The sequence below is a fragment of the Salinibacterium sp. NSLL17 genome, assembly GCF_015864935.1.
Taxonomy (GTDB): Bacteria; Actinomycetota; Actinomycetes; order Actinomycetales; family Microbacteriaceae; genus Rhodoglobus.
Genome location: NZ_JADYWH010000001.1, coordinates 1,300,762 through 1,323,680, shown reverse-complemented (window position 1 = coordinate 1,323,680; position 22,919 = coordinate 1,300,762). Strand labels below are relative to the sequence as shown.

Genomic DNA, 22,919 nt, shown 5'->3' with positions numbered 1-22,919 from the left:
TTCACTCCCTCTTACAAGCATCCGGAACTCGCCGCAGACATGGTGAAGAGTTGTCCTTCCCAGAGCAGTTCGTTCACGATGATCCCAAACCCACTCGCGGCCACAACGACCACCACGGCGAGCGCGACACCGCTAGTTCGTTTCGAGTAGTACATCGCGCCGATCACCAGCATGGGCACCAGCGTCAGCACATGGATGATGACGAGCGGGACTGCGCCGAAGGCTAGCCCAAACCCGGCCATGGATGAGTTCGCGGCAACCGACTTGCACTGCTCGGTCATCTCTTCGGAGAACGACAACCCGTACCAGAACCACGCGACACAGAGCACGATCGTTCCGACACTGGCGATAAGCCAGAACGCCAGTTGCCCGGCTCCTGAGCGCCAGCCGCCACTGGGTGCGAGCGCGCTGGGTTTGACGATGCCGACCCCGGCGGTGTTCTTAGTAGGAGAACTCATGTGCTCGTCGAGTCGCCGAGTGTCCGCGCGAACGTATAGCGCTCACTCGCTTCCGTGCAGATTTGTGCTGGAAGGCCCCGGTTGCCCGAGGTACTTCCGCAGCGCTTTGATCGACAGGATCAGAGTCCAGACAACCAAGACAAAGAGGACAATCACCGCAGCGGCAAAGAGCAGATTGAGAAGCATTGCGAACGCGCCGATTGAACTCATCATGTGCCCAACCCTACGAAAAAAGTAAGCGAAACTCCACTAATCTCGGGCGGCCTTGGTCAACACATTTGGGGATTAGCGGGAGTCGCGAGAGCGAACAGCTCCGGCCCGCGACTGCGACTGCGACTGCGACTGCGACTGCGACTGCGAAGATCTAAACTGCTCACCATGACAGTCAGCGATGAGCAGGGCAGCTATGCGCCAATCAACCCTGGCGTGTCGCTGAGGGAGCAGCCGCAGCGCCTCCCCTTCGATCTCTCAGCACTGTCGATGACCGGTCTCGTCATCATGTGTGAACTCGATGAGCCTGTTCCAGAGAACACCGGGCCACACATGAGCCTGAAGATGACCCAGTATTTACGCCTCTCGGACGATTCGATGATCCGCCTCGATATGGATCGTGGGGTGACCATTTCCAGACGTGGGGGTGGTGAAGTTCCTTCCTGGAAAAGATCCGCCGCCGACGTGATCTCGGACGTTCTCGTTTTCGTGCGGAATGATGACTACGAGAATCCCGACACTTTTCCATGGGAAGCGTATGCAGAGTCGGCTCAGTTGAGAGGCATCTCAGTAGACGCCGACGCTCTGCGCGATCTTCCGCACACGGTGCTGCTGTCGGATGAGCTCACTGAGATTTACGAGTTCTGAGCGGCTTCGGCCGTCAGCGCGCCAACACTAGTAGTCGTGAAATGAGACCCGAAGGAGCGTTGGCCACTCGCGCAAAAAGCGTTGATGACCGCATAATGAACCTAAGCAAGGCTTGCAAGAGCTGATCCCCTAGAGAGGGAAGTCCATGGAAAGCAAAAGTAAGTCCAGTCGCGACTCTTTGCCGCAGTGGGCGCTCGTCTTATGGTTTGCACTCGCTGTCATCTGGTTTATGTTCTTCGTCGTGCTGCACTTCAACGGCTATGCGATAAGCGAATGGCAGGGAATAGTCTCGAACATCCCCATATTCGCATTCGTCGTCTATAAAACTCGCCAAGACTTACGTCACCGCCGCGAGAAAAAATCGCTACACAACGCTAAGTAGCACTCAGGCTCCACATGAGCTACACCTCTTGTAGCCGCTGAGGCCGTTGCCTCTCTCTAGGTGCGCGGGATGATGGTGCAGATTTCAGCCTCGCTGCAGTTGGCTGGGTCGAGAGCTTGCGCCTCGTGGATGAGTTGCTTCAGCTCCGCTTCGAGCGCCGCCAGGTCTTTCAGGCGCTCCTGCACGCCTTCTAGTTTGTGTTCGAGCAAGCTTGAGACGTGGGTGCAGGGAGCTTCGCCGGCATCCCGCAGCGACAGGATGCTCATGATTTCCGACAGCGTGAGCCCCGCGGCTTGGCTGTTGCGGATGAACGTGACGCGGTCGACAACGGCGGGATCGTAGTCGCGATACCCGTTGCCTTGCCGCTGAGGCTCGGGCAGAAGCCCTTGCTTTTCGTAAAAACGGATCGTGTGGCGCGGAACATCCAGGCGATCGGCAACTTCTCCAATAAGCATGGGGCAAGACTAACGCTTGACCTTCAAGTGCACTTCAAGGTTTACGGTGAAGGTATGGAAATCACGCTGCAATACTTCGAGGGCTGCCCCAACTGGAAGGTTGCCAATCAGCACATCAAGGAACTCGTACAGGAGTTCCCGCAGATCACCGTGTCGCGACATCTGGTCGACACGGTCGAAGAAGCTGAGCGTGTGGGGTTCCGCGGGTCACCGAGCATCCTCTTCGATGGTGTGGATCCCTTTGCCCAGCCGGATGCCCCGGTCGGGCTTGCCTGCCGCCGCTACATCACCCCGGCTGGCTTTGCCGGCGCACCCACCGTTGACCAGCTGCGAGAGAAGTTGAACAGCCATGAGTGACAACAACTATGACTTGCTCGTCATCGGCGCCGGAATGGCCGGCATTGCCGCCGCAAAGAAGACGGCGTCGCGCGGGTGGCGCGTCGGAATCGTGGATGCACTCCCCTATGGCGGCACGTGCGCGCTCCGTGGCTGCGACCCCAAGAAGATCCTTCGGCGCGCTGCAGAGATCGTCGATTCTGCTCGCCTCTTCGCTGGCAAAGGAATCAACACGGACGACCTCAGCGTCGACTGGGCTGACCTCATACAGCACAAGCACGGCTTCACCGATCCGGTTCCCGAGAGCATGGAGAAGAGCCTCAAGGCGGCCGGCGTTGACACCCTGCACGGGATCGCGACGTTCATCGACAACAACCACATCGAGATCGACGGCACGAAGTTTCAGGCGAACAAGTTCTTGATTGCTACCGGTGCGGTGCCCCGCGAGCTGGACTTCCCCGGCCACGAACACCTCATCGACAGCACAGGCTTCCTGAACCTCCCCGAGCTTCCGCGACGGATTGCGTTCATTGGCGGCGGCTTCGTGTCGTTCGAATTTGCACACATCGCTGCCCGCGCGGGAAGCACCCCGGTCGTGATCGACCGCGGCCGCATTCCACTGAAGGGTTTCGACCCCGACCTCGTCGAACTCTTGCTCAAGCGTGGTGAGAGCGCCGGCGTCGCAGTGCGCCGCGAAACGACCATCACGAGCGTCGAGAAGCTCGCCCAAGGTTTTCGCGTCACGACGCAACAGGGCGGCACGGAATCCACGATGGATGTTGACCTCGTCGTGCACGGTGCTGGCCGCACCGCAGACCTCGGTCGTCTGAATCTCGAAGCCGCTAATGTCGCATTCGGCCCTCGCGGCATCCAAGTATCGGAGCACCTGCAGAGCACCACCAACCCGGATGTTTATGCGGCTGGCGATGCTGCAGACACCCCAGGGATGCCGCTGACACCGGTTGCGGTGTTCGAGGCGAAGATCGCTGCATCCAACATGTTGAAGCCGAATTCGGCGACTCCGGATTACAGCGCTATCCCCACAGCGGTGTTCACCATTCCGGAGCTCGTCAGGGTCGGCATGCTCGAGCACGAGGCCAAGCAAAGCGGGCTCGACGTTGATGTGCGCTTCACTGACACGAGCGGATGGTTCTCCAACTACCGCATTGGTGAAACGACCGGAGCGACAAAGATTCTGGTCGACAAGAGCACCGACCGCATCATCGGCGCCCACCTCCTCGGCCACGACTACGCCGAACTCGCCAACACCATTGCTCTCTCCATGAAAAACGGCCTCACCGCACGCCAAATCAAGTCGACCACTGCCGCGTACCCTTCGACTGGGTCAGATCTGGGGTCGATGATTTGAGGTGGTTAACTGACCGGAGTGGTCTGGCCTTGAGGGTGCGATCCAACGCCTGACGGGTGTCTTGGAGCAGTATCGGGGCGACCGCGCACGCACAGCTCGGATCGCGCACGCCCCGGCCTACGCATGCGCCACGGGCCCTTCAAAGCGAACCCGGATGCTCGAGACGATTGATTTCACCACATGCGCAGCGCCCTTAAACCGCCGTCGCTCTGCGACGCCGGAATCTGCGCGCACCTCGGCCCCGCCCCGCACGTCATGGTCAATACGTTTGAGCGCTAGCAGATTTGTCCCCAAGCAGAACTAAACTATCTGCTCGTAGGCGGCACTCTCGCTCGACCACTTCCCGCTCGATCTGGGATCTGGGACTATATCCCTGACGTCAGCGCCACCTTTCCGCTTCAAGCCCCCGGCTTCGATAAGGTTTACTCATGCCTACGGATCTATCGCTCTTCTGGAGCTACGCCCACGTCGATGACTCGAGCGATCACGGGCGCATCACGCTCTTGGCTCAGCACCTAGCCAGCGAGATCCGCGTCATATCAGGGCTTGAGGTCGACCTATTCGTAGATCGCAAGTCTCTGCAATGGGGCGACGAATGGCGGACAAACATCGACCGCGCGTTGACAGCAAGCACTTTTTTTGTGCCGATCTTGAGCCCGACGTACTTCCAACAAATCGAATGTCGAAATGAATTCATCAATTTTTATCGCGAAGCGAAAAGCCGCGCCCTAGACAATCTTCTCCTCCCGCTCTCCTACACCCCGGTTTCGGACTTCAAATCGACCAACCCAGACGAGATCGTCGCAATTGCATCGTCATATGAATTTGAAGATTGGTCAAGACTCCGTTTAAAGGATCCAACGTCTGAGGGCTATCGATCCGGTGTCAACAAATTGGCCACCCGGATTATTGGCCTGCACCACGATCTGAGCGACCAAGAGCAGGTTAATTCCGGTCGCGCCCAGGACGCCCCCAATTCGCCCGAGCTCGGTTTCTATGAGGCGCTGGAAGAAATCGCCAACCGCTTGGATAAATGGCAAGAACTTGTGCGTAGTGCGATAGTTCATAATGCTCAACTTATGGCAATAGGGCAGGTGTACTCAAAACGGCTGAATACCGCCCCAGCCTCAAAAGAGCTAGCGATTCGGCATGGCTACGCAACCGATGGACTCAAGCTCGCCAACGAGCTTCTAGAGTTAGCTCGCAACTATTCTTCGCTTTCGGTCGAGATGGCACCCTTCGTCGCAACTGTCTTGCGAGGGGCTTCGGATTGGGCTCCAGGTTTGGAAACGCTAAGACCGTTATACGAAGCCGTGGCCGAAGCACGAGAGGAAGTAGTTAGAGAATACCCCGTGCGCATGGTCACAGGGGAGGAATACTGGGGACGGTTCTCCAAACTAGGCGGGGTCTTCAAATTGCTATTCGATTGTGAGGCACGCGCGGCGCAATACCGGGAGGAGGGGAACACACTTCTACTCGATTGGCACGCGGATCTTTCGACGCTGTTCGAGGCGCAATCGCAGTAAAGCCGTGTCGGCACCGCCCGGCAGACACTAGAGCTCAATATCGTTTGATGGGCGTGGCCCGTCGGCTAGTCGAGAACGACTCACTAACATGGGGCGGCAGCGGAACTGAATTCGTAGAATAAAGGAGTTTTGGTGGGCAAGCATGTTTTTCTCTCATTTGTCGCGGAAGACCTAGATGCGGTTAACTTGTTTCGCGGGCAGGCTAAAAATAGGAATAGCGCGCTTGTCTTCGCTGACTATTCGGTCAAGACTCCTTACAACAGCACTAACGCCGCCTATATCCGATCTCAGATCACTGAAAAGATCCGAGACGCTTCCGTCACCATTTGCCTAATTGGACCCTCGACAGCTGCGAGCGATTGGGTTGCATGGGAAATTGAAAAGAGTGTCCAGCTCGGCAATAAGGTGATTGGAGTCAAGCTCTATTCGACTGTGAATTGCCCCACGCCAGCCGCGCTCACAGCCGCTCGAGCAACTATCCATGAATGGAAAATTACCGATGTCGTCGGAGCGATCGGATGACGCTCGACCCGCTCACCTCTGGTGGATACCCCGCGCTCTATGAGCAAGCAAACGCAGCTTCGCTCAGAGGGCAGTCACGATACCTGCAAGCGCTGAGGTTCAGGCTTTCTGGCATGATCGCAGCCACCATTGGGGGCACAGTGATCCTGGCCAGCGGCTACAACCTGATTGGTGGGTGGGTGGCGTTACTCGGATTCCTAATAGCTATAGCGGCTGAATCATACTCGTCCATCACCGCACCCGACAAGGCTTGGTACGAAGGGCGTGCGGCCGCGGAATCAGTTAAAACGCTAACTTGGCGTTATGTCGTTAGAGGCAGCACCTTCGCGGGTGAACCCGATAAAGAAAGCGACCGACGTTTTCTCGAACGTCTCCGGGATGCACTCCACGACTTGCATGAAGTTGAGTTAAGCGAACCGTCGTCTGGATCTGAGCAGATTACCGTGGCGATGAAGAATCTCAGGGCTTCAAGTTTTGAGGATCGAAAGATCGCGTATCGCGACGGCCGGATTGAGGACCAGAGGAGCTGGTACGCCTCGAAGTCTGAAGCAAACGGCAAAGCCGGTCGCAGCTGGACTCTGGCGATACTTCTGCTAGAAGGACTCGGAGTCGTCGGCGCCATCCTTACAATCGTGGGAGCCCTGAGCATCGACCTACTTGCGCTATTCGCCGCAGTCGCAGCGGCATTAACGGCGTGGGCTCAAGCGAAACAGCACAAGAATCTCGCGACAGCGTATGGCATTACAGCGCAAGAATTGGCTGGGGTTAAGTCGGAGCTCGCGCTAATTGGGGACGAAGTCGGTTGGGCTCGGTTCGTAAACGAAGCCGAGGAGGCTATCTCCCGAGAACACACACTGTGGCGTGCATCACGCGGCGTAAGGATAAGGAAATAACGCCGCCCCGCCGCACGAGAGGCGCTTCATGCTCGGCTACTGGCACGTGAATGGGAGCGCTTGAGTCTCGGTGGGCTCTCGCCTCTGCTTCAGATTTTGTGCACCGCAGTCTTAGCATCGCACTCGCGCAAGCAGGCGGAAGACTTGCGACTAACCATGAGACTCTTTACCCCTCGCGCAACCCCGCCCGCGCCACCACGCACTCCGCATGCCTCAGGATGGGCCCGTCGACCATGCGACCCTCGAAGCTGAAGACGCCGGGCTGCGATTCCGCAGCGGCGAGAAGTGCTCGTGCTGACGCGATTTGCTCAACCGTGGGCGCATAACTTTCGCGCACAATAGCGACCTGAGAGGGATGAATGCAGGCCGTTGCCGTGAACCCGAGCGCAGCGGCATCCCGAGCCTCAGCACCAAGACCCTCAAGGTCTGCGATGTCGAGATGCACCGCATCAATCACAGCCTTCGAATAAGCTCCCGCCGCCAACAACACCGACGAGCGCGCATGCAACGCGACACCGCGGTAGGGGCCGGAATCTTCGCGCGACGATGAGCCGCCGAGCGACGCCACCAGATCTTCGGCACCCCACATGAGGGCAACCACGCAATCCAGCGCCGCCAAACTTGTCGCCGCCAGCACACCCCGCGCCGTCTCGCACAGGGCAATCACGTCGAGCTCGGTGAGCGCATCGAAGTCAGCAACCGACTCCGACTTCGACAGCATCACCGTGCGGTACTCCGTCTGCTCCAACGCCTCGAGGTCACTATCGTGATCCTCGGTGCCGGCCGGATTCAGTCGCACGATCGTGCGGGCCGGATCCATCGGGTTAGCGATCAGGGCAGCGCGGGCAGCAGCCTTATCGACACTGGCTACGGCATCCTCAAGGTCAATGATGATGGCATCCGCGCGCTCAAGCGCCTTGGCATAACGGTCGGGGCGATCACCCGGAACAAAGAGAATCGACGGCCCTAGAGTGAAAATCACGGTGCGCCCTCCTCAGTCCAGACCATCACCGAACGGGTTGCCACAGCCACCACAACGCCGTCCTGGTTCTTGGCCGTGTGACGCAACGAAATGATTCCCTGGCCGGGGCGCGACTTCGAGAGCCGCTTCTCCAGCACCTCACTCTCTGAATACATCGTGTCGCCGTGATAGAGCGGATGCGGAAAGTTGACCTCCGTGAAGCCCAGATTCGCCACAATCGTGCCCTGCGTCAGTTGAGCAACGGATGCCCCCACCATCGTCGAGAGCGTAAACATCGAGTTCACCAACCGCTGCCCGAAAGGCTGCTGCTCTGACCACGCAGCATCCAAATGCAGAGACTGCGTGTTCATCGTCATCGTCGTGAAGAGAACATTGTCGGCCTCGGTGACGGTGCGGCCGGGCGCGTGCAGATAAACCGCGCCCTCCTCGAACTCATCGAACCAGAGACCGCGCTGCTGAATACGTTTGCCGGTCATAGGGTCGCGAACCCCAGCTCACGAGCAATGACCATCATCTGCACCTCAGTGGTGCCCTCACCGAGCTCCAGCACCTTCGAGTCACGGTAGTGGCGAGCGACAGGGTTTTCGTTCATGAAGCCATAGCCACCAAAAATTTGGGTGGCATCCCGAGCGTTATCCATGGCCGCCTCGCTGCTGATCATTTTCGCCAAGCTCGCCTCCATCTTGAAAGGAACTCCGGCAACCAGTTTGCGGGCTGCGTCGTAGGTTGCCAAGCGTGCCGAGTGAACTCGGGCCTGCATCCGCGCAATCTTGAACGCAATGTGCTGGTTCGACCCAATCGAACGACCGAAGACGTGACGCTCGTTGGCGTAACGGATCGACTCCTCCAGGCAGCCCTGAGCAGCACCGGTGCAGAGAGCCGAGAACGCGACGCGACCCTCATCCAGAGCCTCAATGAAGTTCGCGAAGCCACGGCCGCGCTCCCCCATCAGGTTCTCTTCGGGAACCCGCACGTTGTCGAACGACAGCGGGTGCGTGTCTGAGGTGTGCCAACCGACCTTGTCGTAGGGCGGGTGAACTGTAAAGCCCGGCGTACCGTTCGGAACGAGGATGGCGCTCAGCTCAGGCCTGCCATTCTCCCGACGACCCGTGACGGCAGTCACCGTCACGACCTTCGTGATCTCGCTACCCGAGTTAGTGATGAACTGCTTCGTGCCGTTGATGACCCATTCGCCATCGACGAGCTCGGCCGTGGTCTTGGTTCCCGCAGCATCGGAGCCGGCATCCGCTTCGGTTAGACCGAAACCAGCGAGAGCTTCACCGCGCGCGAGCATGGGAACCCACTGCTGCTTCTGCTCTTCGCTACCGTGCTTGAAGATCGGCATGGCGCCAAGACCGATGCCGGCCTCGAGCGTCACCGCGATCGACTGATCAACGCGAGCAAGCTGCTCAATGGCGAGACACAGCGAAACGTAGTCCTTACCCTGCCCACCAAATTCCTTGGGGAACGGCAAACCGAAGAGACCCATCTCACCCATTTGAGCGATGATGCCGTAGGGCAGTTCACGCTTCGTGTCGTACTCATACGCGGCCGGAGCCACAACCTTGTCAGCAAAGTCGCGCACGTCAGCGCTCAACTTCAACTGCTCATCGGTGAGGCCGAGGTGGGTGATTTCGCCGCGGGTAACGTCGTGACTCATGAGGTTTCTCCTTCAGTGCTCGCTTGTGGCGATTCGATTCGGGCAACGATCTGATCGCGTGTGACCAGATCGCCAGGCTTCAAACTGATGTCGACAACCCCATCGAGGGTCGCGACAACGGGGTGTTCCATCTTCATGGCTTCAATCGTGAGCACCGTCTGACCGGCAGTCACAGAGTCTCCGTTCGCCACCGCAACGGCCACAACCGTGCCGGGCATGGGCGAACGCAACTCGGGGTCAACAACGCCAGCCACTCGGGCGAGCGTCGCGCGGTGGGCCGCGAGTGACTCGGCGCGAGACTGCGCAGTGAGAGCCCAGGAAGTGCCCTCCTGCCCAATCCACACCGTGGCGTCGACGACTTCGATAGCGAGACGGATGCTCTGGGTACCCCACTCGATGCCGGTGCTCGTCAAGCGCGCCGGGGTGGTGGAGCCGTCGATCGTGACTTCCGCTGCGCTGGGCGGGCCGGCAACCAGAACCTCGTGCACCCGCCCCGCACACGCGAGACGGTAGCGGGCCGGGCGATGCTGGCCCACACGCCAACCGCTGGGCTGCTGCCAGGGTGAGCCCGGCATCCAGCGTTCGGAATGGATGCTCAGAGCCGCAGCTGCGAGCACCGCCGGGGTTGGCGCGGCGAACTCGATCTCGGTAAGAGCTCGTTCGATGAGGCCTGTGTCTAGTTCGCCGGCGCGGACGTCGTCGCGGTTGAGCAGGGCTCGTAAGAATTCGATGTTTGTCGTGACGCCCAAGATGACGGTGTCGGCGAGAGCGCGGTCAAGGGCGTGGATTGCTTCGGCGCGCGTGGCGCCGTGGGCGATGACCTTCGCGAGCATCGGGTCGTAGTTTGCCGACACCGTGCCGCCCTGGATGAGGGAGCTGTCTACGCGCACGCTGGTCGCGGCTGTGCCGGCTGTGGCTGGGCTGACTGTGCCGGCGCTGATTGTGCCAGCGCTGGCCGCATTTCCGTCGCCGGCCTCGTGCAGGTGCACGATCTGACCTGCGGAGGGCAAGAAGTCGTTGGCGGGATCTTCGGAGTAGATGCGTGCCTCAACCGCGTGACCGGCGAGCGTTGGCGTCTCCACCGTGAGCTTCTCGCCGGCAGCGATTCGCACTTGCCACTCCACGAGATCGATGCCGGTGACCATTTCGGTGACCGGGTGCTCCACTTGCAGGCGCGTGTTCATCTCCATGAAGAAGAACTCGTCTGGCGCATTGTCGGAGACAAGGAACTCGACGGTTCCGGCACCGATGTAGCTCACGCTGCGCGCGACCTCGCAGGCTGCTTCACCGATGCGTTGACGAGTTGCCTCATCAAGCAACGGCGATGGCGCTTCTTCGATGATCTTCTGGTGGCGACGCTGCAGCGAACATTCGCGCTCGCCCAAGTGGATGATCGTGCCGTGGCTATCGGCCAGAACCTGCACCTCGATGTGGCGGGGCTTCTCGACGAGACGCTCAAGAAAGAGGGTGTCATCGCCGAACGCGGCACTGGCCACGCGACGAGCAGAATCGAGCGCAGCGGCAACGGCGTCGGGCTCGCGCACGATCGTCATACCCTTGCCACCGCCACCAGCAGACGGCTTGATCAGCAGCGGGAACCCGACCTTGGCAGCAGCAGCTACCAAGTCGTCGTTCGTCATTCCCGGCTCAGCGATACCGGGGATCACCGCGACGCCGCGCTCGGTCACGTGCTTCTTCGACGCGATCTTGTCGCCCATGATCTCGAGCGCTTCGACGCCCGGGCCGATAAAGGTGATTCCGGCAGCGGCGCAGGCCTCGGCCAAGTGTGCATTTTCGGAGAGGAAGCCATAGCCCGGGTGAACCGCGTCGGCCTGCATGCCGTCTACGGCATGAGCGGCAGCAACGATCGAGTCGACCGAGAGGTAGCTGTCTATCAGCACCGCGGCATCCGCCACTTGAACGTGCTTCGCGTCACGGTCGTGCTCGGTGTATACCGCGATCGAACGGATGCCCATCGAGTGCAGGGTGCGCGTAATGCGACAGGAAATTTCGCCACGATTGGCGACCAGAACGGCAGAGAACATGGCAATCACATCCGGAAGAGGCCGAAGCCCGGCTCAGGCAGCGGGGTGGCCGCGGCGATCTCGAGGGCCATGCCGAGCACGTCTCTGGTGTCTTTGGGGTCAATGATTCCGTCATCCCAGAGGCGGGCTGTCGAATAGTAGGGGCTGCCCTGGCGTTCGTACTGTTCGCGGATGGGCTTCTCGAACGCGACCTTGTCGTCGTCGGTGAAGGCGTCTTCGCCGAGCTGATCGCGGCGCACCGTGGAGAGCACAGCAGCAGCCTGCGGGCCACCCATGACCGAGATGCGGGCGTTGGGCCACATCCACAAAAAGCGTGGCGAATACGAGCGGCCGCACATCGAGTAGTTGCCGGCACCGAACGAGCCACCGATGACGACCGTGAATTTAGGTACGCGCGTCGTGGCGACCGCGGTCACCATCTTGGCGCCGTTCTTGGCGATGCCGCCGGCTTCATATTCCTTGCCGACCATGAAGCCAGAAATGTTCTGCAGAAATAGCAGCGGGATGCCGCGCTGATCGCACAGTTCGATGAAATGAGCGCCCTTGAGTGCCGATTCGCTGAACAGCACTCCGGCGTTGGCGACGATGCCGACCGGATGCCCGTGCAGCGTCGCAAACCCGGTGATGAGCGTCGTGCCGTATTCCTTCTTGAACTCGTGGAACTCGCTGCCGTCGACGAGCCGCGCGATCACTTCGCGCACTTCGTAGGGGCTTTGCACGTCGGTCGGCACGACGCCGTAGAGCTCGTCAGGGTTCACGGCGGGAGGCCGCGAGGCAACAACGTCCCACGCGGGAGCAGCCGGCTTCGGGATGGTCTTGATGATGTCCCGCACAATTTCGAGCGCGTGGCGGTCGTCGTCGGCGAGGTGGTCGGTGACGCCGGAGGTGCGCGCGTGCACGTCTCCCCCGCCCAGCTCTTCGGCCGTGACGATCTCGCCGATGGCCGCCTTCACGAGCGGCGGACCACCCAAGAAGATCGTTCCCTGATTGCGCACGATGATCGTTTCGTCGCTCATCGCGGGAACGTAAGCACCACCCGCGGTGCACGACCCCATGACCGAGGCGATCTGCGGGATGCCGTCCGCCGAGAGCCGGGCCTGGTTGTAGAAGATGCGGCCGAAGTGGTCGCGGTCGGGAAAGACCTCGTCTTGCATCGGGAGAAAGGCACCGCCCGAGTCAACGAGGTAGACGCACGGCAGCTTGTTTTCGAACGCAATCTCTTGCGCCCGCAAATGCTTCTTGACCGTGAGGGGAAAATAGGTGCCGCCCTTGACCGTCGCATCGTTGGAGATCACGAGCACGGGGCGAGAGTGGATGAGGCCGATACCGGCAATCACGCCAGCCCCGGGAGCCTGGTCGTCGTAGATTCCATTCGCGGCGAGCGGGGCGATCTCGATGAAGGGACTGCCCTCATCGAGCAGTTCATCGACACGATCGCGCGGCAACAGCTTGCCGCGAGAGACGTGGCGTTCGCGGGATTTCTCCGAGCCACCGAGGGCCGTCGTCGCGAGTCGTTCGCGCAATTGCTCGACAAGGCCGCGCATTGACTCTTCGTTAGCCGCAAACGTCGGGTGGGACGGTTGAGCGGCCGAGGAAATCTTCTCCATCGAACACCTTCGTTCAGCGCAGCTTGTGGCCACTTGGGTTAGTCATTACTAACTGAATTTAGGTTAGCGAGCATTAACCGAACTGTCTAGACTCAGAACATGAACGAGACGCCAACTCCGCGCAGCCAAGCGAAGGCCGACCGACGCGAGGCCCTCCTCGACGCCGCCGCCAGCCTCTTCGCCGAGCGCGGCTTCACGCGCGTCTCGCTCGAAGAACTCGGCTCCGCCGCCGGCGTGAGCGGCCCCGCCGTGTACCGCCACTTCGACGGCAAACAAGACGTGCTCGCCGCGATACTGGTGGATGCCAGCTCCAACCTGTGCCGCGGAGCCCAGACCGTGATCGAGCACGCCGCCACACCCCGAGCCGCGCTCGAAAGCCTCGTTCAGTTTCATGTGGAGTTTGCGCTCGGCAATGCCGACGTCATCCGGGTTCAAGATCGCGACCTCGACAGCCTGACCGCCAGCGATCAACACGAGGTGCGCGCCCTGCAGCGCAGTTACGTTGAACTGTGGGTTGGCGTTCTTGCGCAGCTGCATCCGGATGCCGCGACCACCGAGTTGCGCACCCGCGCCCACGCCACCTTCGGGCTCATCAACTCCACTCCCCACAGCGGGCGAGCCGGCGCCACCAGTGCCGTGCTCGAGCGGATGGCGCTGGCCGCCCTCGACGCATAGCCGCCTCATTGGGTTACATCAGCACTTCCCCACGGGGCGTGCAGTGCCAGCACAGTGCCTTGATAGACCCGGCCCGCAGTGTTGGTTTCGTACACCGGAGATTCCGGAAATGACGAAAAGGATCAACCATGAAGAAGACAATGATTGCAGGAGCGGCCGGAGTAGTTTTGGCATCGTGCGTCGGACTCGCAGTGGCCCTGCCCGCTCAGGCCGAGACTCTCACGACCGCAACCTCCAGCTCAAGCGCCTCTGAATCGGGCACTTCCGCCACCGGCGACCGTGCTGCTCGCGGTCACGGCCAGGGCGGTGCCCACATTGATGCTGCAACTCTCGCGACCGCACTCGGACTCACCGAAACTGAAGTCTCTGATGCCGTGACCGCCGTGCGGGACGCAACCGAACCATCCGAAACAACCCTCGATAAAGACGCGACCGCCGATGAAAAGATGGCCGCCAAGGATGCCCGCCAGGCCGCGTTCGCGACGGCTCTCGCTGCCGAACTCAACGTTGACGAAGACGCGGTAACCACCGCACTTGCTGACATTCGAACTGACCGCGAAGCCGCCAGGGAAGCTTCTGGCGACGAACGCGTCGGCGGCGGTAACGGTAACGGCGAAGGCACCCCGGGCGCCCGCGCAGGCCACGGCGATCGCGGCGACGTCGCAGACCGACCCAACCGTGATGATGAGACCGAGGCCGTCGAAGAAGCACGCACCGACGACTAACCACCACCCAGCACCTCCCCCGAGGACGAAGGGCCTGCGACTGATCGGTCGCAGGCCCTTCTTTGTCTTCAAAGCAGACTCTCTGGCGGCTCCTTGCAAGCTCTCAGCTATTTCATGAGGCCGGGATAGCAACTCCCCGTATTCCTTAGACCATGCAAAAGAAACCTCTGCGAAAACGGCACATCGTCATCGGCTCCGTGCTGGTGCTCGTGCTCGGCCTGGGCAGCACCGCTGCGTGGGCTCTCGATCGATTTGTCATCGAGCACGTCGAGATTTCTGACGTCGCGCAGTACGAAGCCGACAACAGCACCACCACAAGCGCCGAGCCCACGACCACGACGTCCACGGAACCCGTTCTCACCGAGACGAGCTATACCTCCGACGACGCCAACGTCACAATCTCCACGGTTGTCTCTGGCAGCGGTGCCGACACCGTCACCTACTACGTCGCGGATGTCGAACTGACGGATGCCACTACCCTGCGGTCGGCATTTGCTCAGAACAGCTTCGGCGAGAACATCATCGATCTCACCTCGTCCATCGCGGCTGAGCACGATGCGATCTTCGCCATCAACGGCGACTACTACGGCTTTCGAGACACTGGCATCGTCATCCGCAACGGTGTCACCTACCGCGACGAACCGGCCCGCGATGGGCTCGCGTTCTATCTCGACGGCAGCGTCGAGGTCTATGACGAAACCACTACCTCTGCCGACGAGCTGATCGCCGACGGCGTCTGGAACACGCTCTCCTTCGGGCCCGCAATTGTTGAAGACGGCGATGTCGTTGCCGGTATCGAGAACGTCGAGATCGACACCAACTTCGGCAATCACTCCATCCAGGGCGAACAGCCCCGCACTGCGGTCGGCGTGATCGACGACAACCATCTCGTCTTCGTTGTCGTCGATGGTCGCGACCCCGGCTACAGCGCCGGCGTGACCCTGCCCGACCTGGCCGTCATCATGCAAGATCTCGGCGCCACTACCGCCTACAACCTCGATGGCGGCGGCTCTTCGACCATGTACTTCAACGGCACCATCATCAACCAACCGTCCAATGGCGGAGAACGCGAAACCTCAGACATCCTCTACGTGGGAGCCGCATCATGATCATCCTCATCCCCTCCTTCGAACCGGATGACCGCCTCCTGCAGCTCGTGTGCGATCTGCGCGCGACTGCCCCACTGCTCCGCGTCGTCATCGTGGATGACGGCAGCGGGCCCGCCTATGCCGACCTGTTCGCTGCCGTGCAGCACGCCGGCGCCGACGTGATCGGCTACGACGAGAACCGCGGCAAAGGGCACGCCCTCAAATTCGGCTTCCGCTCTATCCGCAAAAATCACCCCGGTGAGGCCGTCGTCTGCGCCGACAGCGACGGCCAACACAAAGTGGGAGACATCCTGCGCGTGGTTGCCCAACTGCAGGCGTCCGACGGCGCCATGGTTCTCGGCGGTCGCGCCTTTGCGGGCGACGTTCCCACCCGCAGCCGCTTCGGCAACGCCGTCTCACGCGCAGCCTTCAAATTCGCCACCGGTGTTGCCGTGCGCGACACTCAGACCGGGCTGCGCGGCTACCCCGCCCCAATGCTCGACTGGCTACTCGGCGTGAAAGGCGAACGGTTCGAGTATGAACTGAATGCATTGCTCGGGTCGCGCTCCGCCGGCATCCGCATCGAAGAAATCGAGATTGAGACGGTCTACTTGCAGCACAATGCCTCTTCGCACTTTCGACCGATCGTTGATTCGGTGAAAGTCTTCGCGCCACTGCTGCGCTACATTTCCTCTTCTCTGGCGGCCTTCCTGATCGACGCAATCGGCCTCTTCATCCTCTTTGCCCTCACGCAGTCGCTGCTCGTGTCGGTGGTCGGCGCCCGGCTCGTGAGCGCCTCCGTGAACTTCCTCATCAACCGCCACCTGGTGTTCAACGCCAGCAATCGCGAACATGTGGCGCGGGATGCCCTGCGCTACGTCATTCTCGCGCTCGCGCTCGTCGCCTCCAGCTACGTGTGGCTCTCGGTACTCGTCGACTGGGGCGTTCCGCTCGTCATCGCCAAGGTCTTCTCTGACGTCACGCTCTACATCATCAGCTTCCAGGTGCAGCGACGCTTCGTTTTCAAGTCAGGGGCAGCACCCGGATCACCGGTGCAGTCGGAGACTGACGCACCGCTCGGTGCTGATCGACCAGCCCCGCGTACCGCGGCTAGGAGCCACGGTACTAGCGTGTAACTATGAGTGACGCTCCCAAGAAAACAGCACAAGTGCGCACCGTCGTGGTCGCCTTCGTTGCCAACCTTCTCGTAGCAATTGCAAAATCGATCGCAGCATTGATCACCGGTTCGGCTTCGATGCTCGCCGAATCCGCACACTCGTGGGCCGACGCCGGCAATGAGATCTTTCTCCTCATTGCCGAACGCCGCTCGGTAAAACCTGCCGATGCGAGTCATCCACTCGGATTCGGGCGTGAGGCCTACGTCTGGTCACTCTTCGCAGCCGTCGGTTTGTTCACCGCGGGCGCTGTCGTCTCGGTGCAGCACGGAATCTCCGAACTCATCGACCCAGAACCCGCCAGTGACTTCGGAATCGCCTACCTCGTGCTCGGGATCGCCGCTGTGCTCGAAGGCGTTTCCTTCGTGCAGTCGATGGTCCAAGCCAAAAAGGGAGCCGCTCGCTTCGGCCGCCGCACCCTCGAATATGCCCTCAACAGTTCCAACACCACCCTTCGTGCGGTGCTAGCCGAAGATGCTGCCGCCCTGATCGGCCTCACCATCGCCTTCTTCGGCATCCTGCTGCACCAGCTCACGGGCAATTCAGTGTGGGATGCCGTTGGTTCGCTAGCAATCGGCCTCCTTCTCGGTGTGGTGGCGGTCGTTCTCATCAACCGCAATCGTCGGTTCCTCGTCGGTCAAACGCCGGGCGATGCTGCTCGTGCTGTAGCGGGGCGGGCTCTCGCCGAGCATCCCGAAATCAGTCGCGTCACCTACCTGCACCTCGAGTTCGTTGGCCCGTCACAACTGTTCGTCGTGGCAGCCATCGACCTTGAGGGCAACCACCGCGAAGAAGAAGTCGCACGTCAACTGCGTGAGCTCGAACGCTCGATCGAGGGCAACGATCTGATCAAGAAGGCCGTGCTGACGCTGTCTGTCAGCGACGAGCCGTCGATCAGCTTCGACTAGCTACGAGGGGCTAGGACGAGGCGCGGTCTGAAGACAGGCCGCCCAAGCGCCGCAAGACGGCGTTTAATAGGGTGCCCGCGGCATCCGGAATCACATGGTGGTTGAGGTAAATACCCTCAAGCCACGGCAAGACCTCTTCAGCGGCAAGCCCGATGACGTTCCAGTCAATACCGGGCACAGCTTTGGAGCGCGGCTCGCCCGTGCGCGGATCGGTCCACGCTTGAGCAATCGGTCGGTCGGGCTCTGACTCCCCTGCACCCCAGAGCAGCGCGATCGGATGATTCTCGCCCTCGATGTGGTCGTGAGTCACGGTGCCGGCACCGAGCCACGGGAGCGTCAAGAGCTCTCCCTCGACCTCGATCTCGAGCAGATCGAGCTGCACCGGCTCTTCGACCTCGCAAATGTAGAGGTCGAGCCCGGCATCGTGCCACGCCGCGGCCTGGGTGATGTCGTCGAGCAGCTTCGGCAGCAGCGAGTGAAAGGCACTGGCAAGCTGCGTTGCCCACTGCAGGAGCACTCGGGTGTCGTTAGCCGACCACGGGCTCGAGCCGCGATGCTCACCCGCCGGAGTGTGGAAATGGTGATTGCTGCCCGCACTCGTTGTCTCGAAGTGCAGTTGCCCATCGGCATACTCGACGTAGAGATCGCTCACCTGAGCTTCGTCATCCCAATCACCAAAGAGCTCGGGAGCTTTCAGTGCTGCCGGGAGGTCGAGCGCCGGTGAGCGCTGCGTTCCGAGGTTGAGCACTGCCCGCAGACGCGTGTTGGGCATGCGCAGGCTGAGATCGGTCATTCGGTGGTCGTTGCTTCCGCCGGAGCATCCGCGCTCGATGCCGTTGCCTCTTCGGGCTTGGCGGCGATTCCCATGATGGATATGATGACGATCATGATCGCACCGCCCACGAGGGCAATGTCGGCGATGTTGCCGATGAAGTAGCCGTTGTAGTTGATGAAGTCGACGACGTGACCGCGGGCGAAGCCAGGGTCACGGAACAGGCGGTCACCGAGGTGAGTGATGGCACCGCCGAGGAGCATGCCGAGCGCGATGGCCCAGGCGCGGGACTGAACCGTCCACGCGTACCACGTGATCGCCACCACGGCGAGCGCCGCAATAATCGTGAGCACCCAGGTGTATTCCTCGGCGAGAGAGAAAGCTGCGCCGGGGTTGTAGACGAGCTGGAACGACAGCAGGTCACCAATGATGGGGATGTTGATGCCGCCACCGAGGTTGGTTTCAGCCCACCACTTGCTGAGCTGGTCTGCCGCGATCACGAATGCCGCGAGCGCAAAGACACCCACCAGTAAACGGCGCGGTGCGCGTGAAGGAGTGGTGGCCGCAGCAGGGTCGAGATTCTCGGTCATAAGACCATTCTTACCTGTTGCGGCCACCGCCGCTTTCACACCATCGTCAAAACGGTGCCGGGGTCGTTCAGAATCGAACCGACATCGGTCAAGAAACGGGCGCCCTGTTCACCGTCGACAAGACGGTGATCGAAGGACAGGCTCAACGTCATGACGTCGCGCAGGGCGATGTCGCCGTGGTGTTCCCACGGCATCCTGCGAACAGCACCCATCGCCAGAATCCCGGCTTCTCCCGGGTTCAGGATGGGAGTGCCCGCGTCGATACCGAAGACGCCCACGTTGGTGATCGAAATAGTTCCACCATTGAGCGATGCCGGAGTTGCTTTGCTCGCTCGCGCATTGCGCGCCAAGTCGCCGATCGCGCCGGTGAGCTCGGCGAGGCTCATGGCATCCGCATCTTTGAGGTTCGGCACCATCAGACCCCGGGGCGTCGCGACAGCGATACCCAAGTTGATGTAACCGAACTCGACAATCTCGTTCGCCTCGGCATCCCACCGCGAATTGAGCGACGGATGACGCGCCACACCGATGCACAGCGCCTTCGCGACAACGGAGAGAACGGATGCTGCGGTGCCTTTCGCCTTCAGCTTTGCCACCAGCTCCACCGTGCGCGTGACATCGATCGTCAAGAACTCGGTGACGTGGGGCGCCGTGAACGCACTCGCAACCATCGCGGCCGCGGTTGCCTTGCGCACCGACTTGATCGGCGTGCGGGTCTCGCGCGGACGTGTGCCCGCAAGGGCTCTCGCCGCCTGCGGTGCGGATGCTCCTGCCGCAGTGTCGTCGCCCGACTGCGTGTCAGCGGGCGACTGTTCTGCCGCACTCAGCACATCGTCGCGCGTGATGATGCCCTCGAGGCCCGTGCCGGTCAGTTGCGTCAGGTCGACGCCACGATCAGCCGCGAGCTTGCGCACCGGCGGAGTCGTCTTGGTGCGGGCATCGGAGGATGTCACGGCAGGCTCAGGCGCAGTCTGTGGCGCGGTCTCGGATTCAGGTGCTGGCGCGGTCGCTGGCGCGGGCTCTGCCGCAGCCACAGCCGAAGGGGCTTCCACTGCCGCTGCAGATGCCGCCCGCGCGGCGCGAGGCTTGCGCGTAGGGCGCTTGCCGCTCTCGACGGCGGGACCGTACCCGACGAGCACGGCGTTGCGCTCAGGGGCAGCCTCAGCGGCCGGCGCCTGTTCTGCGCTATCCGCTTTCGCGCTCTCTGCGCCAGCGTCAGTTCCAGCGCCAGCGTCAGCGTCAGCGTCAGCGTCAGCGACAGCGACAGCCGAGGCACCACCGACAGCCGGAGTGCCAGCAGCGTCAGAGGCGGCGTCTGGGCCACCATCCAACTCGAACGTGACGATACGCGTGCCCACCTGCACGGTTGAACCGGGCTCAGCGTGCAGGGCCGAAATCTTGCCGGCGACTGGCGAAGGCAGGGAGACAATCGCCTTGGCGGTCTCCACCTCAGCAATGGGCTGGTTGAGCGTCACGAGATCGCCGACAGCAACATGCCATTCGACGATCTCAGACTCCGTGAGGCCCTCACCCAAATCGGGCAGAGCAAACTCTTTGACAGCCATTACGCACTCCAACCGGTGAGTGAATTCACGCGACCCAGCGCACGGTCAACACCGTCAAGGATGCGGTCAAGGTCAGGCAAGAAGTGGTCCTCCAACTTCGCCGCCGGATACGGCACATCGAAGCCCGTGATGCGCACAGGAGCTGCCTCCAAGTAGTAGAAACAGCGATCCGTGAGTGTTGCAGCGATCTCGGCACCGAGGCCGCCCGATTCCGAAGCTTCGTGGGTAATCACGAGCCGCCCCGTCTTGCGCACGCTCGCCTCAACAGTGTCGAAGTCGACCGGAGAGAGCGAGCGAAGATCAACCACCTCGATAGAAACGCCGTCATCAGCGGCGGCAACTGCGGCATCCAGAGCGGTGGCGACGAGGGGTCCATAGGTCACGAGCGTGACGTCGGTTCCCTCGGTCACGACGCGGGCTTTGCCCATGGGCAGAGCGGTGGCGTCTTCGTCGACCTCGCCCTTGGTCCAGTAGCGACGTTTGGGCTCAAAGAACAGCACCGGGTCATCGCTCGCGATTGCTTCGCGCAGCATGCTGTGGGCATCCTGCGGCGTCGAACAGGTGACAACCCGCAACCCGGCGGTGTGCGCGAAGTACGCTTCGGGCGACTCCGAGTGGTGCTCGACAGCGCCGATACCTCCGCCATAGGGCACACGAATCGTCAGCGGCATCCGCACCTTGCCTGCGGTGCGGTAGTGCAGCTTGGCGACCTGGGCGACGATCTGGTCGAAGCCGGGGTAAATGAAGCCGTCGAACTGGATCTCGCAGACCGGGCGGTAGCCACGGAAAGCAAGGCCGACCGCCATACCGATAATTCCGGCTTCGGCGAGAGGGGTGTCGATCACGCGGTCTTTGCCGAAGTCGCGCTGCAGCCCGTCGGTCACGCGAAAAACGCCACCGAGGGTTCCGATGTCTTCACCAAGCAAGACAACTTTGTCATCGTCGCTGAGCGCACGCCGCAACCCAGAGCCGAGAGCTTTCGCAAGAGTTAGTTCGGTCATTTCTCAAACCCCTCAAGGTAGGCCTTGTACTGGCTCTTTTGACGCGCCAGCCCCGAGTGCTCGGTTGCATAGACGTTGTCGAACACACTGAGCGGTTCGGGATTCTCGAGCGCCAAGCATCCGGCGCGGAATTCGGCCGCCACTGCATCTGCTCGACCCTGAATGGACGCCGCAAGTTCGTCAGTCAGCACTCCTTCGCTGCGCAAAAAGGCTTCCACGCGCGCAATGGGATCTTTCGCTTCCCATTCCTTGGCAACAACCGGGTCGACATAGCGACTCGGATCATCGGAGGTCGTGTGCGGCCCGCGACGATACGTCACGGCTTCGATAAACGTGGGCCCACCGCCATTGCGAGCACGATCGAGGGCGCTGCGGGTTGCCGCCATGACGGCCAACACGTCGTTGCCATCGACCCGGATGCTCGGAATCCCGAACCCCGGAGCCCGGTCGGCAATCGGCCGCTGAGCTTGAAGCCCCACGGGCTCAGAGATCGCCCACTGGTTGTTCTGGCAGAAGAAAATTACGGGAGCGTTGAAGGAGGCCGCGAACACCATCGCTTCGCTGACATCCCCCTCGCTCGTCGCACCATCGCCGAAGTACGCAACCGAAACGCTGTCGACGCCGTCGAACGTGCAGCCAACGGCATAGCCGGTGGCGTGCAACGTCTGGGCCCCGATGATGACGGCCGGCGTTGCCATACCGACTTCGAAGGGATCCCAACCAGAGGCTGCTGTGCCGCGCCAGACCCGCACTAGGTCAGGAAGTTGCACTCCGCGGCAGTACGCCACCGCATTCTCGCGATAGCTGGAGAAGACAAAGTCGTCGGGGCGCAGAGTGCGGGCAGAGCCGACTTGAGCAGCTTCTTGCCCGAGGAGTGGTGGCCAGAGGCCAAGTTCGCCCTGACGCTGCAGAGCGGTTGCTTCCGTATCGATACGGCGCACGATGATGAGGTCTTCATAGAGACTCGCGAGCTGATCACCGGTGACGTCTGACACCCAAGGGTCATAGAGTTCGTCGCTTAACCGTTTTCCGTCTGGGTCAAGAAGTTGCACAAACTCAGGAGTTTGCTTCTTCGCTCCAGGAATCTGGGCTTTCACGGGCACGGTGGTACTCATCGTTTCTCCGATCCGCCAGCGCGCCTGCTGATGTGCTGCGCTCTAGCGATCCTCACAACCGCGATTGGTAAATCGCCGGTTGATCCGAGCCTCGTCGCTCGGAGTTAATCTGACGGTACCTACCCCGTGGGCGGGGCACAAGGTTCCACGCCAAAGTTGCCCCAGATTGTGAGGATGACCGGCATACTGTCAGCGCAGGAGTCGCCACCGTT

Annotated in this window: 25 protein-coding genes; 12 read left to right on the top strand and 13 right to left on the bottom strand. The window is 61.2% G+C overall.

Annotation, left to right across the window (positions count from 1 at the left end; all coding sequences use genetic code 11):
* Window positions 1-11: 11 nt before the first annotated feature.
* Both I6E51_RS06500 and I6E51_RS06495 read right to left on the bottom strand, forming a co-directional pair.
* A complete protein-coding gene (locus I6E51_RS06500; RefSeq protein ID WP_197109761.1) occupies window positions 12-458 on the bottom strand; it encodes a hypothetical protein in 447 nt (148 codons plus the stop codon).
* Window positions 459-500: 42 nt separating this feature from the next.
* A complete protein-coding gene (locus I6E51_RS06495; RefSeq protein ID WP_197109760.1) occupies window positions 501-671 on the bottom strand; it encodes a hypothetical protein in 171 nt (56 codons plus the stop codon).
* A 165-nt stretch (window positions 672-836) separates the two neighbouring features.
* Between I6E51_RS06495 and I6E51_RS06490 the strand changes: the two genes are divergently transcribed.
* Together I6E51_RS06490 and I6E51_RS06485 are read left to right on the top strand one after the other, a co-directional pair.
* A complete protein-coding gene (locus I6E51_RS06490; RefSeq protein ID WP_197109759.1) occupies window positions 837-1,316 on the top strand; it encodes a hypothetical protein in 480 nt (159 codons plus the stop codon).
* 145 nt (window positions 1,317-1,461) lie between these two features.
* Window positions 1,462-1,698 carry a hypothetical protein gene (locus I6E51_RS06485; RefSeq protein WP_197109758.1) on the top strand — a complete coding sequence of 79 codons (237 nt, stop codon included), beginning with the start codon at window positions 1,462-1,464 and terminating at the stop codon, window positions 1,696-1,698.
* 56 nt (window positions 1,699-1,754) lie between these two features.
* Here the strand turns inward: I6E51_RS06485 and I6E51_RS06480 are convergent, their stop codons facing one another.
* Entirely contained in the window at window positions 1,755-2,153 is a 399-nt protein-coding gene (locus tag I6E51_RS06480; RefSeq protein ID WP_197109757.1) for a heavy metal-responsive transcriptional regulator, read from the bottom strand.
* A 54-nt stretch (window positions 2,154-2,207) separates the two neighbouring features.
* Here I6E51_RS06480 and I6E51_RS06475 point away from each other — a divergent pair, with 54 nt between their 5' ends.
* The 5 genes from I6E51_RS06475 to I6E51_RS06455 all read left to right on the top strand — a co-directional run bounded on the left by I6E51_RS06475 (window position 2,208) and on the right by I6E51_RS06455 (window position 6,799).
* On the top strand, window positions 2,208-2,510 hold the full coding sequence (locus I6E51_RS06475; RefSeq protein WP_197109756.1) for a thioredoxin family protein: 303 nt from the start codon (window positions 2,208-2,210) through the stop codon (window positions 2,508-2,510).
* Window positions 2,503-3,858, top strand: a complete 1,356-nt coding sequence (locus tag I6E51_RS06470; RefSeq protein ID WP_197109755.1) for an NAD(P)/FAD-dependent oxidoreductase — start codon at window positions 2,503-2,505, stop codon at window positions 3,856-3,858. The genes I6E51_RS06475 and I6E51_RS06470 overlap by 8 nt, the downstream gene beginning before the upstream one ends.
* A 428-nt stretch (window positions 3,859-4,286) precedes the next feature.
* Window positions 4,287-5,384, top strand: coding sequence for a toll/interleukin-1 receptor domain-containing protein (locus tag I6E51_RS06465; RefSeq protein WP_197109754.1), 1,098 nt, complete (start codon window positions 4,287-4,289; stop codon window positions 5,382-5,384).
* A gap of 132 nt (window positions 5,385-5,516) precedes the next feature.
* The gene (locus I6E51_RS06460; protein ID WP_197109753.1) at window positions 5,517-5,906 is read left to right on the top strand and encodes a TIR domain-containing protein; all 390 of its coding nucleotides are present in this window, start codon (window positions 5,517-5,519) and stop codon (window positions 5,904-5,906) included.
* Complete coding sequence (locus tag I6E51_RS06455; protein WP_197109752.1) at window positions 5,903-6,799, top strand: DUF4231 domain-containing protein; 897 nt, start codon at window positions 5,903-5,905, stop codon at window positions 6,797-6,799. The genes I6E51_RS06460 and I6E51_RS06455 overlap by 4 nt, the downstream gene beginning before the upstream one ends.
* Before the next feature lie 166 nt (window positions 6,800-6,965).
* Here the strand turns inward: I6E51_RS06455 and I6E51_RS06450 are convergent, their stop codons facing one another.
* From I6E51_RS06450 to I6E51_RS06430, 5 genes are read right to left on the bottom strand one after another with little or no spacing between them, the layout of a single operon-like run.
* Window positions 6,966-7,781, bottom strand: coding sequence for a CoA ester lyase (locus I6E51_RS06450; RefSeq protein ID WP_197109751.1), 816 nt, complete (start codon window positions 7,779-7,781; stop codon window positions 6,966-6,968).
* Complete coding sequence (locus tag I6E51_RS06445) at window positions 7,778-8,257, bottom strand: MaoC family dehydratase (protein ID WP_100388689.1); 480 nt, start codon at window positions 8,255-8,257, stop codon at window positions 7,778-7,780. The genes I6E51_RS06450 and I6E51_RS06445 overlap by 4 nt, the downstream gene beginning before the upstream one ends.
* The gene (locus tag I6E51_RS06440) at window positions 8,254-9,441 is read right to left on the bottom strand and encodes an acyl-CoA dehydrogenase family protein (RefSeq protein WP_197109750.1); all 1,188 of its coding nucleotides are present in this window, start codon (window positions 9,439-9,441) and stop codon (window positions 8,254-8,256) included. The genes I6E51_RS06445 and I6E51_RS06440 overlap by 4 nt, the downstream gene beginning before the upstream one ends.
* Window positions 9,438-11,486, bottom strand: a complete 2,049-nt coding sequence (locus I6E51_RS06435) for a biotin carboxylase N-terminal domain-containing protein (RefSeq protein WP_231599673.1) — start codon at window positions 11,484-11,486, stop codon at window positions 9,438-9,440. Before I6E51_RS06435 ends, I6E51_RS06440 begins: the two co-directional genes overlap by 4 nt.
* Window positions 11,487-11,491: 5 nt before the next feature.
* Window positions 11,492-13,093 carry a carboxyl transferase domain-containing protein gene (locus I6E51_RS06430; protein ID WP_197109749.1) on the bottom strand — a complete coding sequence of 534 codons (1,602 nt, stop codon included), beginning with the start codon at window positions 13,091-13,093 and terminating at the stop codon, window positions 11,492-11,494.
* A gap of 99 nt (window positions 13,094-13,192) precedes the next feature.
* Between I6E51_RS06430 and I6E51_RS06425 the strand changes: the two genes are divergently transcribed.
* From I6E51_RS06425 to I6E51_RS06405, 5 genes are all read left to right on the top strand, one after another.
* Window positions 13,193-13,768: a TetR/AcrR family transcriptional regulator gene (locus I6E51_RS06425; protein WP_197109748.1), complete on the top strand. Its 576-nt coding sequence runs from the start codon at window positions 13,193-13,195 to the stop codon at window positions 13,766-13,768.
* A gap of 128 nt (window positions 13,769-13,896) precedes the next feature.
* Complete coding sequence (locus tag I6E51_RS06420; RefSeq protein ID WP_197109747.1) at window positions 13,897-14,493, top strand: hypothetical protein; 597 nt, start codon at window positions 13,897-13,899, stop codon at window positions 14,491-14,493.
* 152 nt (window positions 14,494-14,645) lie between these two features.
* Window positions 14,646-15,602, top strand: a complete 957-nt coding sequence (locus I6E51_RS06415) for a phosphodiester glycosidase family protein (protein ID WP_197109746.1) — start codon at window positions 14,646-14,648, stop codon at window positions 15,600-15,602.
* Window positions 15,599-16,717 carry a bifunctional glycosyltransferase family 2/GtrA family protein gene (locus I6E51_RS06410; RefSeq protein ID WP_197109745.1) on the top strand — a complete coding sequence of 373 codons (1,119 nt, stop codon included), beginning with the start codon at window positions 15,599-15,601 and terminating at the stop codon, window positions 16,715-16,717. The genes I6E51_RS06415 and I6E51_RS06410 overlap by 4 nt, the downstream gene beginning before the upstream one ends.
* A 2-nt stretch (window positions 16,718-16,719) precedes the next feature.
* Entirely contained in the window at window positions 16,720-17,664 is a 945-nt protein-coding gene (locus tag I6E51_RS06405) for a cation diffusion facilitator family transporter (protein WP_197105970.1), read from the top strand.
* Window positions 17,665-17,674: 10 nt separating this feature from the next.
* Here the strand turns inward: I6E51_RS06405 and I6E51_RS06400 are convergent, their stop codons facing one another.
* The 5 genes from I6E51_RS06400 to pdhA are packed head-to-tail and all read right to left on the bottom strand — an operon-like array spanning window position 17,675 to window position 22,707.
* On the bottom strand, window positions 17,675-18,457 hold the full coding sequence (locus I6E51_RS06400; protein WP_197109744.1) for a hypothetical protein: 783 nt from the start codon (window positions 18,455-18,457) through the stop codon (window positions 17,675-17,677).
* Window positions 18,454-19,026, bottom strand: a complete 573-nt coding sequence (locus I6E51_RS06395) for a signal peptidase II (protein WP_231599672.1) — start codon at window positions 19,024-19,026, stop codon at window positions 18,454-18,456. Before I6E51_RS06395 ends, I6E51_RS06400 begins: the two co-directional genes overlap by 4 nt.
* A 35-nt stretch (window positions 19,027-19,061) precedes the next feature.
* Window positions 19,062-20,591, bottom strand: coding sequence for a dihydrolipoamide acetyltransferase family protein (locus I6E51_RS06390; protein ID WP_197109743.1), 1,530 nt, complete (start codon window positions 20,589-20,591; stop codon window positions 19,062-19,064).
* Window positions 20,591-21,592: an alpha-ketoacid dehydrogenase subunit beta gene (locus I6E51_RS06385; protein ID WP_197105974.1), complete on the bottom strand. Its 1,002-nt coding sequence runs from the start codon at window positions 21,590-21,592 to the stop codon at window positions 20,591-20,593. The genes I6E51_RS06390 and I6E51_RS06385 overlap by 1 nt, the downstream gene beginning before the upstream one ends.
* On the bottom strand, window positions 21,589-22,707 hold the full coding sequence (gene pdhA, locus I6E51_RS06380) for a pyruvate dehydrogenase (acetyl-transferring) E1 component subunit alpha (RefSeq protein ID WP_197105975.1): 1,119 nt from the start codon (window positions 22,705-22,707) through the stop codon (window positions 21,589-21,591). Before pdhA ends, I6E51_RS06385 begins: the two co-directional genes overlap by 4 nt.
* Window positions 22,708-22,919 lie beyond the last annotated feature (212 nt).